Genomic DNA, 16203 nt, shown 5'->3' on the forward strand with positions numbered 1-16203 from the left:
CCATGCCTGATTACCGTTCCCGCACCTCCACCGCCGGCCGCAACATGGCCGGCGCCCGCGCCCTGTGGCGTGCCACCGGCATGAAAGACGGCGATTTCCACAAGCCGATCATCGCCATCGCGAACTCGTTCACCCAGTTCGTGCCCGGCCATGTGCACCTGAAGGATCTTGGCCAGCTGGTCGCGCGCGAGATCGAGCAGGCCGGCGGAGTGGCCAAGGAGTTCAACACCATCGCGGTGGATGACGGCATCGCCATGGGCCACGACGGCATGCTGTATTCGCTGCCCAGCCGCGAGATCATCGCCGACTCGGTGGAATACATGGTCAACGCGCATTGCGCCGATGCCATCGTCTGCATTTCCAACTGCGACAAGATCACCCCCGGCATGCTGATGGCCGCCATGCGCCTGGACGTGCCGGTGATCTTCGTGTCCGGCGGGCCGATGGAGGCGGGCAAGACCAAGCTGTCCGAGCACAAGCTCGACCTGGTGGATGCGATGGTGATCGCCGCCGACGAAAGCGCATCGGACGAGAAAGTCGCCGAGTACGAACGCAGTGCCTGCCCGACCTGTGGATCGTGCTCGGGCATGTTCACCGCCAATTCGATGAACTGCCTGACCGAGGCCTTGGGCCTGTCGCTGCCCGGCAACGGCACCACACTGGCCACCCATGCCGACCGCGAGCAGCTGTTCCGCCGCGCGGGCCGGGTGATCGTGGAACTCTGCCACCGCTGGTATGGCGGTGAAGATCCGCGCGCCTTGCCGAGCGGTATCGCCACGGCCGCCGCGTTCAACAACGCGATGACACTGGACATCGCGATGGGGGGGTCGACGAATACCATCCTGCACCTGCTCGCTGCAGCACAGGAAGGTGGCGTGGACTTCGACCTGACCCACATCGACGCGCTGTCGCGGCGCGTACCGCAACTGTGCAAGGTCGCGCCGAATACACCGGAGTATCACGTCGAAGACGTGCATCGGGCCGGCGGCGTGTTCGGCATCCTCGGCGAACTGGATCGCGCCGGCCTGCTGGATACGTCCGTTCCGACCGTCCACAGCACCACGCTGGCCGATGCGCTGCAGCGCTGGGATGCCACCCTGACCGACGACGCCAAGGTGCACGAGTTCTTCGCTGCAGGGCCGGCCGGCATCCCGACCCAGGTCGCCTTCAGCCAGTCAACGCGCTGGCCGTCGCTGGACCTGGACCGCGCCGAAGGCTGCATCCGCTCGCTGCAGCATGCGTATTCGCTGGAAGGCGGCTTGGCCGTGCTGCGCGGCAACCTGGCGTTGGATGGCTGCGTGGTGAAGACCGCCGGCGTGGATGAATCCATCCATGTGTTCGAAGGCCCTGCCCGCGTGTTCGAAAGCCAGGACGCCGCGGTGGCCGGCATCCTCGGTGATACGGTGCAGGCCGGCGACGTGGTGGTGATCCGTTATGAGGGCCCCAAGGGCGGCCCGGGCATGCAGGAGATGCTGTACCCGACCAGTTACCTGAAATCCAAAGGCCTGGGCAAACAGTGCGCGCTGCTGACCGACGGCCGCTTCTCCGGCGGCACCTCGGGGCTGTCCATCGGCCACGTCTCGCCGGAAGCGGCTGCTGGCGGCCTGATCGGCCTGGTGCAGGACGGCGACCGCATCCGCATCGACATCCCGACCCGCGGCATCCATCTGCTGGTGGACGAGGCCACCTTGGCCACGCGCCGCGCCGAGGCCGACGCGCGCGGCTGGAAGCCGCTGGAAGCCCGCCCGCGCAAAGTCACCAGCGCCCTGAAAGCCTACGCGCTGCTGGCCACCAGCGCCGACAAGGGCGCCGTACGCAACACCACCCTGCTCGACTGACCCCAAAAAAGGGGACGGAGGGGATTAAGTCGTTTTCAGCCCGGTAGCGCCGAGCCATGCTCGGCGGCCTTTCGAGCCCGGCCCTCAGCGCGTTCCCAGCGCGGCCGAGTGATGGCACAGTGCTGGAAACGACTTAACCCCCTCCGTCCCCTTTTTCGACAAGGAAGTTGTGATGGCGTTGATTTCACTCGTGCTCGCCGCCGCGCTGGCCGGCGGCGTGCAGGCGCCCACCGCGGCGGACTGCAGCGTGGACCGCAAGGCGATGCTGGCGTTGTCGTTCGAGGCCTTCGATCAGGACCTGCAGGGCGGCTGGCGTACGTTGGGCGAAGCAAAGGGCTGTCACGCCGAAGCGGCAGACCTGATTGCCGAATACCGCAGGGTCCATCAACCGCAGGAACGCAACGTGCTGGCATGGCACGAAGCGCAGATGCGGGCGAACGCCGGCCAGTCCGCGGCCGCCGTGCTCTTGATGCGGCAGTCGCTGCGCGGTCCAGATGGCAAGGCAAGCGGCTGGAACGCCTATGTTGAAGGAAGCATCGCCTTTCTTGAACGGGACAACGCCGCCTTGCAGCGCGCTGTCGCCAAGCTTGCCGCAACACCCCCGCCACCGGGCCTTGATGTGAAGGACGGAAAGTTCCTTATCACCGATCCGGAAGGCAACAGCGTGGAGATCCGATGGCCCGCGAACCTGGACGTGCTGCAGGCGCTGCAACGCTGTTTTGACACGCCGTATCTGCAAGCGATGCAGACCTGCAAGCAGTAAAAAGGGGACGGAGGGGATTAAGTCGTCTTCAGCACAGCCTGCAGATGGCAGGGTGGCAATTACGACTTAATCCCCTCCGTCCCCTTTTTCGGTGTACCGCCCCGGTCAGCCGATCACGCGCTTGAACGGGGGGAGCGCGTCGATGATGCGCTTGCCGTAGCGGCGGGTCAGCAGGCGGGAGTCGAGGATGATCACGCGGCCGGTGTCGGTGCTGGTGCGGATCAGGCGGCCGGAGAACTGGGTCAGCGTGCGCAGGGCATGGGGCACGGCAATCAGGTTGAAGGCGTTCAGGCCGCGGGCTTCAAACCATTCGCTCAACGTGGCGGTCTGTGGATCGGTGGGCACGGCGAACGGCACCTGGGTGATCACCACCGTGGTGCAGGCTTCACCGGGCAGGTCCAGGCCTTCGCCGAAGGAGTTCAGCCCGAACAGCACTGACCCCTCTCCCTCGGCGACACGGCGCAGGTGTTCATCGATCAGCCGCGTCTTGGACATCTCGCCCTGCACCAACACCTGCTTGCGCTTGGCAGCGGGCATCAGGCCGGCGACCTTCTCCATCTTCCAGCGCGAGGTGAACAACACCATCGAGCCCTTCTTCCAGTCCAGTTCCTTGGCGAGGTAGCGCGCCACTTCGCGTGGATGGCCCTCGCGGTCATCCGGCGTCACCGGGAACTGCGGCACGATCAACTCGGCCTGGTTGGGCAGGTCGAACGGCGAGGACAGCGACACCATCTCGGCGTCCTCGGGGATGCCGTTGTCGATCGCCAGCGACTGGAAATCACCGCCGCCGGTCAACGTGGCGGACGTCATCACCACCGAATCCACTTCGTCCCACAGCAACTTGCGCAGCACGTGCGCGGCCGAGACCGGTGAGCCGTGCAGCACCAGGTCGCCTTCGCGCGTGGCGGTGATCCAGCGCGCCATTGGCGGTGCGCCATCCCTGTCTTCGCGACGCCACGCCTGCCACAGGTTGTACTGGCCTTCGATCATCTCCAGCGCCATGCCGAGGTTGCGCTGCAGGCGTTCGCGCGCGGCATCGTCCGGCTTGCCCTTGGCGACCTGCGCGTTGGCCGCGTGCGCCCAGTTGAACAGGCTGCGGGTGTCGTCGGCCAAGGCCTCGATCGGTTCGCGCCACGCCTCGGGCAGGCGACCATTCGCCGCGCGCCACATCGGTTCCTCGTCGGCCGGTGCCGGCATCCACAGCGCTTCGACGTGATCGCGGAACGCGCGCAGCTGCTTGGCCACGTTGGTGGCCACGTCGATGGCTTCATTGGGCAGCAGGTTGCCCAGGCGGTCCTTGTCCACCGCGCGGTACGCCCCGGCGATCAGGATCTGCAGCCGGCCCACGCGCTTGGCCATGTCATCCAGCGCCAGACTGGCTGCGCCCTGGTCGATCGCCACATTGCCGATGTGGTGGCCTTCGTCCAGCACCAGCAGCATGTCCGACGGTGCGGCGATCATCGGCTGACCGTTGTCGCTCTCGCCGATGGACAGGGCCGACAGCAGCAGCGCGTGGTTGGTGACCACGATCTGCGCATCCCGCACGGTGTTGCGTGAGCGCAGCACCGCGCACTGCGCCGAGTACGCGCAGCGCCTGCCCGCACACGCGGATGCCGGCGTGGTAATGCGCCCACGCAATCCGGGACTGATGGTTTCCGGGGCGTTGTCGATGTCACCGTCCCAGCTGCCGGAGGTGAACGCCACCGTCAGGCGCGCGGCGATGTCCATTTCAATCGGGGCCAGCGGGCGGTCGTACAGCGGCTGCTCGTCTTCGAACATGCCACCCTGCGATGCCTCTCCCTGCGCTTCGGCGGCGTTGCGGGTGCACAGGTAACGCGTGCGCCCCTTGGCCAGTGCCACGGTCGCCTCCAGGCCGGTGGCCTTGAGGAAATTCGGGATGTCACGCTCGACCAGCTGCGACTGCAGCGCGACGGTGCCCGTGCTGATCACCAGCTTCTTCTTGGTGGCCAGGGCGATCGGCACGCCTGCCGTGAGGTAACCCAGGCTCTTGCCGACGCCGGTCGGTGCCTCCACCACGCCCACGCCCCCGCTCTTGGCCAGCGCACGCGATACCACGCCGATCATCTGGCTCTGCGAGCGGCGGGTGGCAAAGCCGGGGGTGTTGGCCTGCAGCGTGGTGTAGGCCTTGCGGATCGAATCCTTCAAGGCGTCATCAAGCGCACGCGGGACGGCGACGGGTTCGGTCACGCCAAGGTTACCGTTACAGGATCAGGCCGCGTATTGTCGCACGCCGGGCCCGCGCGCCCGGGCCAGCACGCTGAACCTGTCAGCGTGCTGCGGGCGGGTCCCCGCCATGGCGCCGGCACCGCAACAGGGTCAGGCCGGGCGCGGCACGCCGCCCCGCAGTGCCCGGGTCAGCGCCCACACGATTAGGACCAGACCGAAGGCCTCCAGCAGCGACAGGACGAAGTGGACGACGCCGAAGATCATGTTCATGCCGGAGATCGACTCGTAGCGGCCCATGCTGACCAGCACCATCGGCAGCATCGACGCCAGCAGCCCGATGACCGTGGTCACTGCCAGCAACAGCAGGCCTGCCAGGGCCCCACTTCGCACCGGTCCGCGTGGTACGTCCATCACCCAGACCACGCCGACGGTCAGCGCGATCAACACCGGCAGGCGCACACCCACCAGGCTCAACACGGTCATCAGCAGATCGGTGCCTTCCATGCTCAGTCCTCCAGGTTGTGGCTGTCGGCACGCAGCTCGGCGTAGACCGCATTGGTATCCGGGCGCACTTCGTGCCACTGCTGGAAGCTCTCGGCGGCCTGCTCCACCAGCATGCCGAGGCCATCGACGGTGTTGCGGCATTCTGCCGAGCGCGCCCAGGCCAGGAAGGCGATGGCGGCGTCGCCGTAGTTGAGGTCAACGGCGGTGGTCATGCTGTTGACCAGCGACAGGGGCAGTTTGAAGGTAGCCGCAGGATCGCGTCCGGCCGAGGTCGCGTTGACGATCAGCTCGAAGTCGCCGAGGTCGTGCAGGTCGTCCCAGTAGCGGCTGAGCGCACGGCCCGGCTCACCCATCGCGTCGATAAGCTCATCGGCCCGTTCTGGCGTGCGGTTGACGACCACCAGCTCGCGGATGCCGGCGTCCAGCAGCGACGGGGCGACGCTGCGGGCCGATCCACCGGCACCCAGCAGCAACACGCGACGACCGCGCAGGTCCTGGCCATGGCGATCGGTCAGGTCGCGCACCAGCCCCGCACCGTCGGTGGTATCGCCATGCCAGCGATCCCCCTTGCGCAGCAGCGTGTTGACCGAGCCGGCGCGGGTAGCGCGTGCGGTGCGCGTGGTGCACAGCGCATAGGCCGCTTCCTTGTGCGGCAGGGTCACGTTGGCGCCACGACCGCCGTCCGCCGCGAAGGCGTCAAGCGCGGCGAGGAAAGCGTCCGGCGCGGCGTCGATGGCGCGGTAGTCCACGGCGATGCCTTCCTGCCGACCGAAGGCGGCGTGGATGTCAGGCGAACGGGAGTGGGCAATAGGGTGGCCAAAGACAGCGTAGCGATCGGTCATGGAATCCTCGGAGGGTTCAAAGGGGACGCCCTACACTGGGCGGCCCTGTACTGCCTGGACGTGGACGATGCGAACTGCCCTGCCCCTGTTGGCGATTGCCGCCAGTTTACTCTTCGCCCCCGTGGCGGTGGCGTTGAATGAGTTCGGCATCGAGGGCATGGGGGTCGTGTCGACCAAGGCCAACGAAGGCCGGGCCAGCATCAGCGCTGATGGACAGCACATCGTGTTCGCCAGCGACCGCAGCGCTGGCGTGGGCGGCTGGGATCTGTGGCAGGCGACGCTACGCGAGGGTCGCTGGCAGGATCCGCAGCCGCTGGCCTTCAACAGCGCCGGCGATGACGTGGACCCCTATTTCAGCCGCGACGGGCGCTGGCTGCTGTTCGCCTCGGACCGCAACGGGGGCCTGACGCTGTACCGGGTGGCGATCGGCAGCGACGGGCGCTTTGGCATGCCTGAGACATGGCGAGATCCAGCTGACGCCGCGCCGGAGCGCGCGCCCGCACTGAGTGCCGATGGCCTGCACTTGCTGTTCTCGCGACAGCGGGGCAAGGCGCATGGCTGGGATCTGTTCGCGGCACCTGTAGTCGACGGTCGACGCGGGGCTGCCATTGCGCTTGAGGGGTTGAACACTGCCGCTGACGAGAGCGACGGCGACTGGCTGGGACGTGACGGCGCGGTGGTATTCACGCGTGCCATCGGTGACACGGCACAAGTGTGGCGCAGTGGCTGTGCGTGGACCGGCGAGGCCGTACAGCCGGTCATGCTGTCGTTCAATACCGCGGACGGCCACACTGCCACACCGGTCGTGGACAACGCCAAGCCGGGCGAGTTGATGCTGGTCAGCCGCAGCGCGCGTGCGCCACGTGCTGGCGGCACCGATGTCTACCGGATGATGACGCCGCGGGTGGAGCCGGTCGCGGGCTGTGGCCCGACGGTGGGCGCGGCGAGTGCCGGCGTCCGATAGCGGTCTGCCGGAGGCATGCCCACGCTCCGCCCGTACGGGTGCAGCCAAGGCGTCAGCCCATTCGATGCATCACCGATGGATCCTGCTGCACGCACGGGTCGGCCTGCACTGTGATCGGCTCTCGCGCCATCGGCTCGATGCGCGCGAGGCGGGCCAATGAGGCATCCGCGGGCACCGCCAGTGCATCGTCCGTCCCCATCTGTGCACGCAGGTGCGCCGGATCGTTCATGGCGCCCTGCACCACGATGACGTCCGCACCCTGCGCCGCCCTTTCTGTAGCGCTGCTCAGCACGATATGGTCGATGTGATCAAAGCCGTTTGCCTTGGCCAGGCAGGCCACACTCGCTGCCATGCGTTCGCTGTGCGCGTCGTAGCCGCGTCCCAGGCTTTCTTCCAGGTGCTGCATGGCATCCTGCGCCTGGGCGAACAAGGGGTCGCAGGGTGCATCTCCTGCGGGCGCGTCATGCAGTTGCGCCTGCCCATCGAGAAGAGCGGGCGAAGCGGGGTTGCGGGGGGAGTTCACCGCCGGTGGAAAGATCGTGGGGGCGATGCGCTGCAAGGTGGCCGCATCGAGGTCGCCGCTCTGCGGCAGTCCTTCGGCCGCCTGGTAGTTGATGACCGCCCTCTGCATCGACAAGCGGTAGGTCCCATCCTCTGCGAGCCGCTCTCCGTCTGCGCCGCGAAATCCGCCCTCGTTCAAGCGCTGCTGCACGATCCGCACGACCCCATTCGATTCGCCGACGCGCGTGACGCCATCATCGACGACCGCGCGCGGTTCGATCCCTGTGCCACGGTCAGCCGGACCCAGTGCCAAGCGGCCGCTGACGAGGTCTTCAACGTAGTTCGCGTACTGCTGATACTGTCCGGTGTCGACTTCCATGTGGACATGCTTGCGTCCGTCCCGACCCAGGCCGACGGCTCCCTGCGTGCCCAGCGTCTGTCCATACTGGACGGTGTCGCCCACGCTGACGTCGATCGGCTTCAGGTGGCGGATCCTGGCCAGCAGTTCACCGTCTTTCCGGTCAAGGATATCGACCAACCCTTGCCCGGGGATGACCCTGCCGACATATCCGGCGAAGGGAGCGGGCACGTCGACGTCGCGCGCACCGCGGCCGAATGGAGCGGTCCGACTGTCTTCCAGGATGAAGTCTTTTATGAGGAGCACCTGGTCCGGGCCAATTGGACTGAATTTGGCGTCGGACTGGCGGGTTTCGAGCTCTTCCAGCTTGCCTCCGATCAGTCCGTAGCTGCGATGTCTGGCATCCTCTACTTCAGTCGGCAGGCCGCCTTTTATTTCGGCGCCAGCATTCGAGATCGGATGGTGCGTGACGAGGCCCTCGAACTCACGCACGGCGACATTTCCAGTCTTCCGATCGTATAGCTGAGCAACGCGGTAATTTCGACGATCACCCACTCCCTTGACCTGAGTCATCTGAACATCCTTCAACAGCATGGACATTCAACGTGCAAGGCTAGCGGCAGCGGCGGTAGTACTTGGTAAATTCTCCATCTGTAATCGTCAGATGATCTCCCTTCAGGACATAGATGTCGCTGGTCACTATCTGCGGAGCGACATCGTTATCAGTCCGAATGACCCACACGGCGGGCACAACGGAAACCCGACGCACCTTGGTTGGGATTTCATTATTCTCATAGCCACGAATCGATGACGCGTCTATCCACTTGGGCGAATCCAGATCCGGTTCAAGTGGCAAGCTGCAAGGATCTGGCCCCAAGTCCCATGTCCCCCAGAGCGCCTTGGGCATCCGTACCGCGTCGGCTGCCACAGTGGTCGAAGACAGCGTCAGCGCGCCCAGCATCAGGAGGGTTGGCCAGCAGGAATAGCGCATGGAGATCCCCAGCAGATGCCGAATCGGCACCGGTCGACCTTAGCGGCTGGAGCCGTCCTTTGTCAGAGCCACCGCCGACGTCTGCGGTCATTCGGGGCATTGGATGCAGAGGCTGACTGCCAGCGGCCGTCACTACCAGGGCGCGGCGTCACTATCAGGAGCGACGCCGTCAGTACCGATGATCAGCCTGCGAGCAGCTTTGCGCGTGCCTGCTGGTACTCCGCTTCGCTGATGGTGCCCTTGGCCTTGCGCTCATCGAGTTCGGCCAGGGCCACCTGACGCGCGGCCGAGGGCAGCTCAGGCTTCTGACGGCTCTGGCGAAACGCGGCCAGCGCAAGCCACACGATCAACGCGCCGAATACCACCACGCCGATGATCCAGATCATCCAGTGGCCTGTGCCCAGGATTTCCATCGTTCCGTTCTCCTTGTGACGAAGCGGCTATTGTCAGCGCTCGTGCAGCCAGCGTGCTACCTGCGGTGCGAAATAGGTCAGCACGCCATCGGCACCTGCGCGCTTGAAGCACATCAGGGACTCCATCACGCACGCGCGCTCGTCCAGCCAGCCGTTGGCAACGGCGGCCTTCAACATCGCGTACTCGCCACTGACCTGGTACGCGAACGTCGGGACGCCAAAGGTCTCTTTGACCCGGCGGACGACATCCAGATATGGCATGCCCGGCTTGACCATCACCATGTCCGCGCCTTCCTCCAGATCCAGTGCGATCTCACGCATCGCCTCATCGCCGTTCGCCGGGTCCATCTGGTACGTCTTCTTGTCTGCCTTGCCCAGGCTGCCGGCGCTGCCCACCGCATCACGGAACGGGCCGTAGAACGCCGATGCGTACTTCGCCGAGTACGCCATGATGCGCGTGTTGATGAAGCCTGCGTCGTCCAGTCCGCGGCGGATGGCACCGATGCGGCCGTCCATCATGTCCGATGGCGAGATGACGTCGACGCCGGCCTGTGCGTGCGACACCGACTGCCTCACCAGTGCGTCGACCGTGATGTCGTTGAGCACGTAACCGCTGTCATCGATGATGCCGTCCTGCCCGTGCGTGGTGTACGGATCCAACGCCACGTCGGTCATCACGCCCAGCGTGGGGAAGCGTTCTTTCAATGCGCGCACGGCGCGTTGCGCCAGCCCGTCATCGGCCCAAGCAGCCTCCGCGTCCAACGACTTCAGCGCCGGATCGATCACCGGGAACAGGTCGAGCACCGGGATGCCGAGCGCGACTGCGTCCTCGGCTACTTTCAGCAGCTCCTCGATCGACAGCCGCTCCACGCCCGGCATCGAAGGAATCGCCGTGCGTCCTGCATGCTCATGCACGAACACCGGGTAGATGAGGTCGTCCACGCTGAGCGTGTTTTCGCGCATCAGTCGACGTGAAAAATCATCGCGACGCATGCGGCGGGGGCGGTACAGAGGATGGGACATGAGGGGGCTCCGTCGGGATATCAGGTCACTGCAGGCGATAGTCGCGCGGCAGCAGGGGTTCGGGTAGCGGGCGCTGGCCCAGCGCACCCAGGCGGGCCACCGAGCGCGATTCCAGAATCAGCTGCCCATGGCTTTCGGCCCTCCCACCATCGCTCGTAGCAGGCGCTGTTGCGGAAGCCCAGGAAGATCGACAGCACCAGCCCAAGCAGGGCGAAGGGTGCAGATGACACGCGCTCGATGCCCGGCACATCGCCGAGCTCCGCCACCGCAGCGACCGCGATCGCGATCGCCAGCAGCAGGATCGCCACCACTTTCGGTGCCACCGCCGGAACGATGGAGCCGCGCAGGATGTAGAGAAGCTGCCAGCCGTGGGGACGTGGGCGGATGATCATCAGGAATGAGGGGCGTCGCGCGCCACAGCCGGGCGCAGGCGATGGCGCGCGCCATCAGAGGCGCCATTGTACGCCCGCCCCGACGGCGCGCTCAGCCGCTGCGACGCATCGTCGCACCTGCTGTAGTCAGACGATGCCGCCGCCCAGGCCCAGGCGGAAGATGCCGACCACGATGACGATGCCGTTGAGGATCAGGCCGGTCCAGGCACGACCCCGTTTGCTGGGATGGGTGAACAGGATGCCGATCGCCGCGACCACCGCGCCCACTGCCGCGAACGGAATAAGGAACCAGTTGCCCCAGCCCAGCAGTGGCACCAGCGCGATGACCATCCACCCCAGTGCCACGATGCCCCACAACAGACTGATCAGTCCCATGCGCCCTCCTCGCCGATGGATTGGGCCCCACCATAGCCGGTCGCGTGGGAACCGGATAGGCCCGCCGCAGCTTGCCATCACGCTCACCACCCCGGTGCTAGCGTCGCCTCAGGGCCCCGGCGTTGGGGCCGATTCAGATCGATGGACCGATGATCCGTTCCATCCAACAGGGGTTCGAGCCATGAAGATGCACGCGATGAAAATGCGCTGGGTTGCTGCCGCCGCCGTGCTGCTGGTTGCTGCCGGCTGCGCCAGCACGTCCAAGGTCATGCTGGGACAGGCCCGCGCACCGATCGATCCGTCACAAGTACAGGTGTATTCCACCCCGCCTGCCGGCTCGGTGGAAATCGCGCAGCTGGAGTCTTCCAGTGCCGTGGGGTTTGGCACGCAGGGCCAGACCGATGCCGCCGTGGCCCGCTTGAAGCGGGATGCCGCCGCACTGGGTGCCAATGGTGTGATCCTGATGGGCGTCGGCTCCAGCGGGTCACCGGTCGGCATGTCGGTCGGCGCAGGCAGCTACGGTTCGCGCGTAGGCGGTGGCCTGGGTATCGGCATCCCGACCACCCAGCGCAAAGCAGCCGGCGTGGCGATCTGGGTGCCCAACCCGCAACCCGTCCCGCGCCTGCCCGCCCAGCAGATCCCGGCCCGCTGAACGAAAAACGGGGACGGAGGGGATTAAGTCGCATTTGGCCCACGCGTGGGCCAAATGCGACTTAATCCCCTCCGTCCCCGTTTTGTGCGACTTAATCCCCTCCGTCCCCGTTTTGCAGTCCCGTTTTGCTTTACCGGTACTTGGGGACGAACGTTTCGTTCACCGCCTTGGCCAGCTGGTCGGGCGGAAGCAGGCCCTGGTCCAGCAGGAAGTTGTTGAAGGCCTTGCGGTCGAACTTGGCGCCCAGCGCGAGTTCGGTCTGCATGCGCAGTTCCATGATCCGGGTGTAGCCGTAGAAGTAGCTGCCGGCCTGGCCGGGCATGCGCACCATGTAGCGGTCCAGTTCCTGCGTGGCCATCGCCTTGGACAGGCCGACTTCATCGATCAGCACGCGTTCGGCGCTGGCACGGTCGATCTGGCCCAGGTTCAGCATGGGGTCCAGCATCGCGCGTGCGGCACGCAGCAGGCGGAACTGCAATGCGATCAGCTGCCCGTCCAGCGGCTCGTACGGCACCATCTCGGCTTCGGCATACAGCGCCCAACCTTCGACGTTGACCGAATTGAACGCGAACATGGTGCGGGCCAGCGAGATGCCGCGCTCCACCATGGCGGTGAACTGCAGTTCGTGACCCGGGCGGCCTTCGTGCGCACTCAGCGTCCAGGCGGCGGAGCCGAAATTGAAGTCGTCGTACTGCGCGCCTTCGCCGGCTGCCGGATTGCCCAGCGGCAGGACGAACGTACCCTGCTGCCCGGTATTGTTGACCAACGGTGCAGGCAGGAAATGCGGCGCCGGGCTTGCTGCGCTTTCGGCGGCTGAACCCAGGCGCATCTGCATCGGCCGCTGCGGCACGTCGACGATCTTGTGCTCGTGGATCAGCGGGTCGATCGCATCGATCACCTTGCGGTAGTGGGTTTCCAGCTGGTCGTTGGGAATCTTTTCCTGCTTCAGCGCGCGGATGACGGCCACGATGTCGGCGGTATCGGCAACCTTCAGGCCCTTGGCCTGCACCACCAGCGGGGCCAGCTGGCGCATCGCCGAGCGGGTTTCCATGAACTCCAGCTGCGCACGCTGCATCAGCTGCTGCGGGGCGATGTCGATGCCGACCTGCTTGAGCTGGAACGCGTATACCGGCGCGGGCAGACGCGCGTCGTCACGGGCCTTCGGCAGTACCTCGGCGCGGGTCCAGGCGGCATAGTCCTTCATCTGGCCGGCGAGGGCCTTCATCGCGTCGTCCGCGCCGGTCATCTTGTACTTCTGCAGCAGCGATTCGATGCCGCTCACGTAGGTGTCCACGTTGTCGAGCGACTGCTGCACTTCGATCTTCGTCGGTTGCAGCAAGGCCTTGTTGGACAGACGCTCTTCGTAACGCTGGCGGGCAAGCGTGGTCAGCGCCGTGCTGCCCTGCTGCAGGCCCGCGTAGGCCTTCAGGCGATCCACGGCCTTGGCCCGACGCTCAGCCGGCACCTGGTCGGACAGCAGCAGGTTGAGACCGCTGAAGATGGTCTGCGGCGCATCGCTCCACGGCAGGAAATACTGCTCGGTCAGCGCGCTACCCTCGATGCTCTCGTTGGCCGCGCCGATCATGATTTCCAGGTCCTGACGGACGTTGGGATCTTTCTCGCCGGCCAGCTTCGCCTGCAGTTCGCCCCGCGCCTTGGTCATCGCATCGCGGTAGCGCTTGCCGTTATCCGGACCGAGGTCGGCGACTTTGTCGTCGTAGCCGGGAACGCCGAAGAAGCCGGTACTTTCCGGCTGGAATGGGCCCTGCGCGTCGAGCAGGATCTGCGCCAGCTGGTTGCTGCGTGCCACCCAGGCGGGCGCGGCAGCCGGCTTTTTCGCGGCGGCGGCGGTGGCCGCGGCGGGCGCTGCAGCGGCCGACGGAGCACACAGCAACGGAGTGAGCCCGAGGGCCAGGGCGACGGCAAAGGCAAGCGGCTTCATCAGGCAATCCAGGTGATGGGCAATGCCTGCACCCTACGCATTCACCGGCGGCGCGGCAATCGGCCGGAGGTCACGCTCGTCGCCGTGGCCCGGTATCGCGGAAGCGGGCCGGTCCCTCTCGCCCAGCGAAAGAGACCGGCCTTGAGCTCACGGCTTCAGGCAACGTCCGAGGAAGTCTTCCGCCACCCGGTAGCGATGCAGGGCATCGGCGCCGGACAGTCCATGCTTGGCGCCCGGATAGGTCATCAGTTCGAACGGCTGGCCGCGCTTCTGCAAGGCACTCATCAGCACGGTGGAATTGCTGAAGAGCACGTTGTCGTCGGCCATGCCGTGAATCAGCAACAGACGCGAGCGCAGGCCATCGATGTGCGTGAGTACGCGGGCTTCGGTGTAGCCGGCTTCGTTGCGGGTCGGCAGGTCCATGTAGCGTTCGGTGTAATGGGTGTCATACAGACCCCAGTCGGTCACCGGTGCACCGGCCACACCACACGCATAGCGGTTGGACGCCTTGGCCAGCAGCATCAGGGTCATGTAGCCGCCGTTGGACCAGCCCTGCACGCCGATCCGCGCCGGATCCACCCATGGCTGCTTCTGCAGCCATTCCACGCCGCGCAGCTGGTCGGCGACTTCGACCGTGCCCTGCTTGCCGTACAGCGCGCCACCGAAGTCACGGCCGCGACGCGGGGTGCCGCGGTTGTCCAGCGAAAACACCACGTAGCCCTGCTGGGCCAGGTACTGGTTGAACAGATGATCACCACGGCCCGGCCAGGCATCGGTGACCGTCTGCGATGCCGGGCCGCCGTACACGTACACCGCAACGGGGTAGCGCTTGCCGGCGTCGAAGTCTGCCGGCTTGATCACGCTGTAGTGCAGCGGCGTGCGGCCGTCGGCGGCGGTCAGCGTGCCGAATTCCACTGGCAACTGGGCATCCTTGTAGCGCGCATACGGATGCGAAGGATCGTCCAGGTCGTTGCTCACCAGCGTGGCGATCTTCTCGCCGTTCGCGCGGAACAGCTCGATCTGCGGCGGCGTGCGCGTGTTGGACCAGCTGTCCACGTACACACTGGCGTTGCGGGCGAAACTGGCACTGTGCATGCCCGGGGCCTGCGACAGTTTCTTCAGCGCGCCCCCCTGCAGCGGCACGCTGTAGATCTGGCTTTCGCGTGACGATTCGACGCCGGCACGGAAGAACACCTGCCCTGCGGCCTCGTCCACCGCCAGCAGTTCGTCCACCGGCCAGTCGCCGTGGGTAAGCGCGTGTGCCTTGCCGGCCTTGTCGATGCGGTACAGATGCTCGAAACCGCTGCGTTCGGAAGACCACAGCAGGCTGCCATCGGCCAGGAAACGCAGGCTGTTGTGCAGCGGCACCCAGGTCTTACTGGTTTCATGGGCCAGCACGCGCTGCGCGCCGCTGTCCAGCGCGGTTTCAACCAGATCCAGCTGCCGCTGGTCGCGGCTCTGGCGCTGGAAGCTGAGGTGCTTCGGGTCACGCCAGTCCACGCGTGCCAGATAGATTTCCGGGTCGGTGCCCAGGTCAATCCAGCGCGGCGGCGACCCGGCCACCGGTGCGATCACGCCGAGCTGCACGCGCACGTTGGCATCGCCTGCAGCCGGGTAGCGCTGCTCGATCACATCAGTACGGTCCGGATAGACTTCGTAGCGCTTCTGCACCGGCACCGGGCTTTCGTCGATGCGGGCGAAGGCAATGGCGGAATCATCCGGCGCCCACCAGTAGCCGGTGTGGCGGTCCATCTCTTCGTCGGCGACGAACTCGGCGACACCGTTGCCGATGGTCGCGCTGCCGTCGGTGGTGAGCTGACGCTGCGCACCGCTGGACAGATCGATCACCCACAGGTTGCGCGCGCGGACGAAGCTGACGAAGCCGCCGAGGGGTGACAGCTTGGCATCGGTGGCAAAGCCTTCGCCGTGGGTAAGCTGGCGCACGGCCGCGCTGCCCTGTTTCTGCAGGTCATACAGGTACAGCTCGCCGCCCAGCGGGAACAGCAGGCTGCGGGCATCGGGCGACCACTGGTAATCGACGATGCCGGTCATCGCGGCGATGCGCTGGCGCTCGCGGCGGGCCTTTTCTTCATCGCTCAACGTTTCAGTGCCCGGCAGCACCACCTTGGAATCGACCAGCAGGCGGGTCTGCCCGCTGGCGATGTCATACGTCCACAGGTCCAGTTGGTTGCGGTCGCTGTCCTTGCCGCGCAGGAAGCTTACCTGCGACCCGTCCGGGGCGACCTTCGGCTTCATCAGCGTCGGGCCGGACAGCGGCAGCGAGCCGGTGATGGCTTCCAGGGTGAGTTTTTCAGCGTGGGCAGCGGTGGTCGTGGCGAACATCAGGGCAAGGGCAGCAAAAAGGTGGCGCATGGACGGTTCCGGTATGCAGCAACCCCAATCCTAACCCGCTGCGCCAACGGCTGCCTCGCCGGGTGCCTGGTGGTGCGCTGGGACG

14 protein-coding genes and 1 pseudogene are annotated in these 16203 nt (G+C 66.1%); 4 read left to right on the forward strand and 11 right to left on the reverse strand.

The annotated features are described in order from the left end of the window. Window positions 1-2: 2 nt before the first annotated feature. Window positions 3-1838 (forward strand): dihydroxy-acid dehydratase, encoded by a 1836-nt coding sequence (gene ilvD, locus ABRP17_RS07295; RefSeq protein WP_349986045.1) that lies wholly within the window; start codon window positions 3-5, stop codon window positions 1836-1838. Between the two features lie 172 nt (window positions 1839-2010). After that, window positions 2011-2601: a hypothetical protein gene (locus tag ABRP17_RS07300; protein ID WP_349986046.1), complete on the forward strand. Its 591-nt coding sequence runs from the start codon at window positions 2011-2013 to the stop codon at window positions 2599-2601. Window positions 2602-2706: 105 nt separating this feature from the next. Here ABRP17_RS07300 and dinG read toward each other — a convergent pair whose 3' ends face one another. From dinG to aroE, 3 genes are all read right to left on the reverse strand, one after another. After that, a complete protein-coding gene (gene dinG / locus ABRP17_RS07305) occupies window positions 2707-4809 on the reverse strand; it encodes an ATP-dependent DNA helicase DinG (RefSeq protein ID WP_192082169.1) in 2103 nt (700 codons plus the stop codon). A gap of 129 nt (window positions 4810-4938) precedes the next feature. Further along, the gene (locus tag ABRP17_RS07310; RefSeq protein ID WP_188325352.1) at window positions 4939-5292 is read right to left on the reverse strand and encodes a hypothetical protein; all 354 of its coding nucleotides are present in this window, start codon (window positions 5290-5292) and stop codon (window positions 4939-4941) included. A 2-nt stretch (window positions 5293-5294) separates the two neighbouring features. After that, window positions 5295-6134 (reverse strand): shikimate dehydrogenase, encoded by an 840-nt coding sequence (aroE, locus tag ABRP17_RS07315; protein ID WP_188325353.1) that lies wholly within the window; start codon window positions 6132-6134, stop codon window positions 5295-5297. A 67-nt stretch (window positions 6135-6201) separates the two neighbouring features. Here aroE and ABRP17_RS07320 point away from each other — a divergent pair, with 67 nt between their 5' ends. Continuing rightward, window positions 6202-7098, forward strand: coding sequence for a hypothetical protein (locus ABRP17_RS07320; RefSeq protein WP_349986048.1), 897 nt, complete (start codon window positions 6202-6204; stop codon window positions 7096-7098). A gap of 52 nt (window positions 7099-7150) precedes the next feature. Here ABRP17_RS07320 and ABRP17_RS07325 read toward each other — a convergent pair whose 3' ends face one another. From ABRP17_RS07325 to ABRP17_RS07350, 6 genes and pseudogenes are all read right to left on the reverse strand, one after another. Next, a complete protein-coding gene (locus ABRP17_RS07325) occupies window positions 7151-8530 on the reverse strand; it encodes an XVIPCD domain-containing protein (protein ID WP_349986049.1) in 1380 nt (459 codons plus the stop codon). 40 nt (window positions 8531-8570) lie between these two features. Next, window positions 8571-8948: a hypothetical protein gene (locus tag ABRP17_RS07330; protein WP_188325356.1), complete on the reverse strand. Its 378-nt coding sequence runs from the start codon at window positions 8946-8948 to the stop codon at window positions 8571-8573. A 182-nt stretch (window positions 8949-9130) separates the two neighbouring features. Further along, entirely contained in the window at window positions 9131-9361 is a 231-nt protein-coding gene (locus ABRP17_RS07335) for an SHOCT domain-containing protein (RefSeq protein ID WP_188325357.1), read from the reverse strand. Between the two features lie 33 nt (window positions 9362-9394). Continuing rightward, window positions 9395-10384 (reverse strand): porphobilinogen synthase, encoded by a 990-nt coding sequence (gene hemB, locus ABRP17_RS07340; protein ID WP_349986050.1) that lies wholly within the window; start codon window positions 10382-10384, stop codon window positions 9395-9397. 91 nt (window positions 10385-10475) lie between these two features. Further along, window positions 10476-10776, reverse strand: a pseudogene (locus ABRP17_RS07345) (bestrophin family ion channel); the annotation flags it as partial. Window positions 10777-10902: 126 nt separating this feature from the next. Beyond that, a complete protein-coding gene (locus ABRP17_RS07350; RefSeq protein WP_188325359.1) occupies window positions 10903-11151 on the reverse strand; it encodes a hypothetical protein in 249 nt (82 codons plus the stop codon). A gap of 196 nt (window positions 11152-11347) precedes the next feature. Between ABRP17_RS07350 and ABRP17_RS07355 the strand changes: the two genes are divergently transcribed. Then, window positions 11348-11803, forward strand: coding sequence for a hypothetical protein (locus tag ABRP17_RS07355; RefSeq protein WP_188325360.1), 456 nt, complete (start codon window positions 11348-11350; stop codon window positions 11801-11803). A 130-nt stretch (window positions 11804-11933) separates the two neighbouring features. Here ABRP17_RS07355 and ABRP17_RS07360 read toward each other — a convergent pair whose 3' ends face one another. Further along, entirely contained in the window at window positions 11934-13745 is a 1812-nt protein-coding gene (locus ABRP17_RS07360; RefSeq protein ID WP_192082163.1) for a DUF885 domain-containing protein, read from the reverse strand. A 147-nt stretch (window positions 13746-13892) separates the two neighbouring features. After that, a complete protein-coding gene (locus ABRP17_RS07365) occupies window positions 13893-16118 on the reverse strand; it encodes a DPP IV N-terminal domain-containing protein (protein ID WP_349986657.1) in 2226 nt (741 codons plus the stop codon). Window positions 16119-16203: the final 85 nt, after the last annotated feature.

Origin of the sequence: Stenotrophomonas sp. WHRI 8082, assembly GCF_040223995.2 — a bacterium.
Lineage (GTDB): Bacteria > Pseudomonadota > Gammaproteobacteria > Xanthomonadales > Xanthomonadaceae > Stenotrophomonas.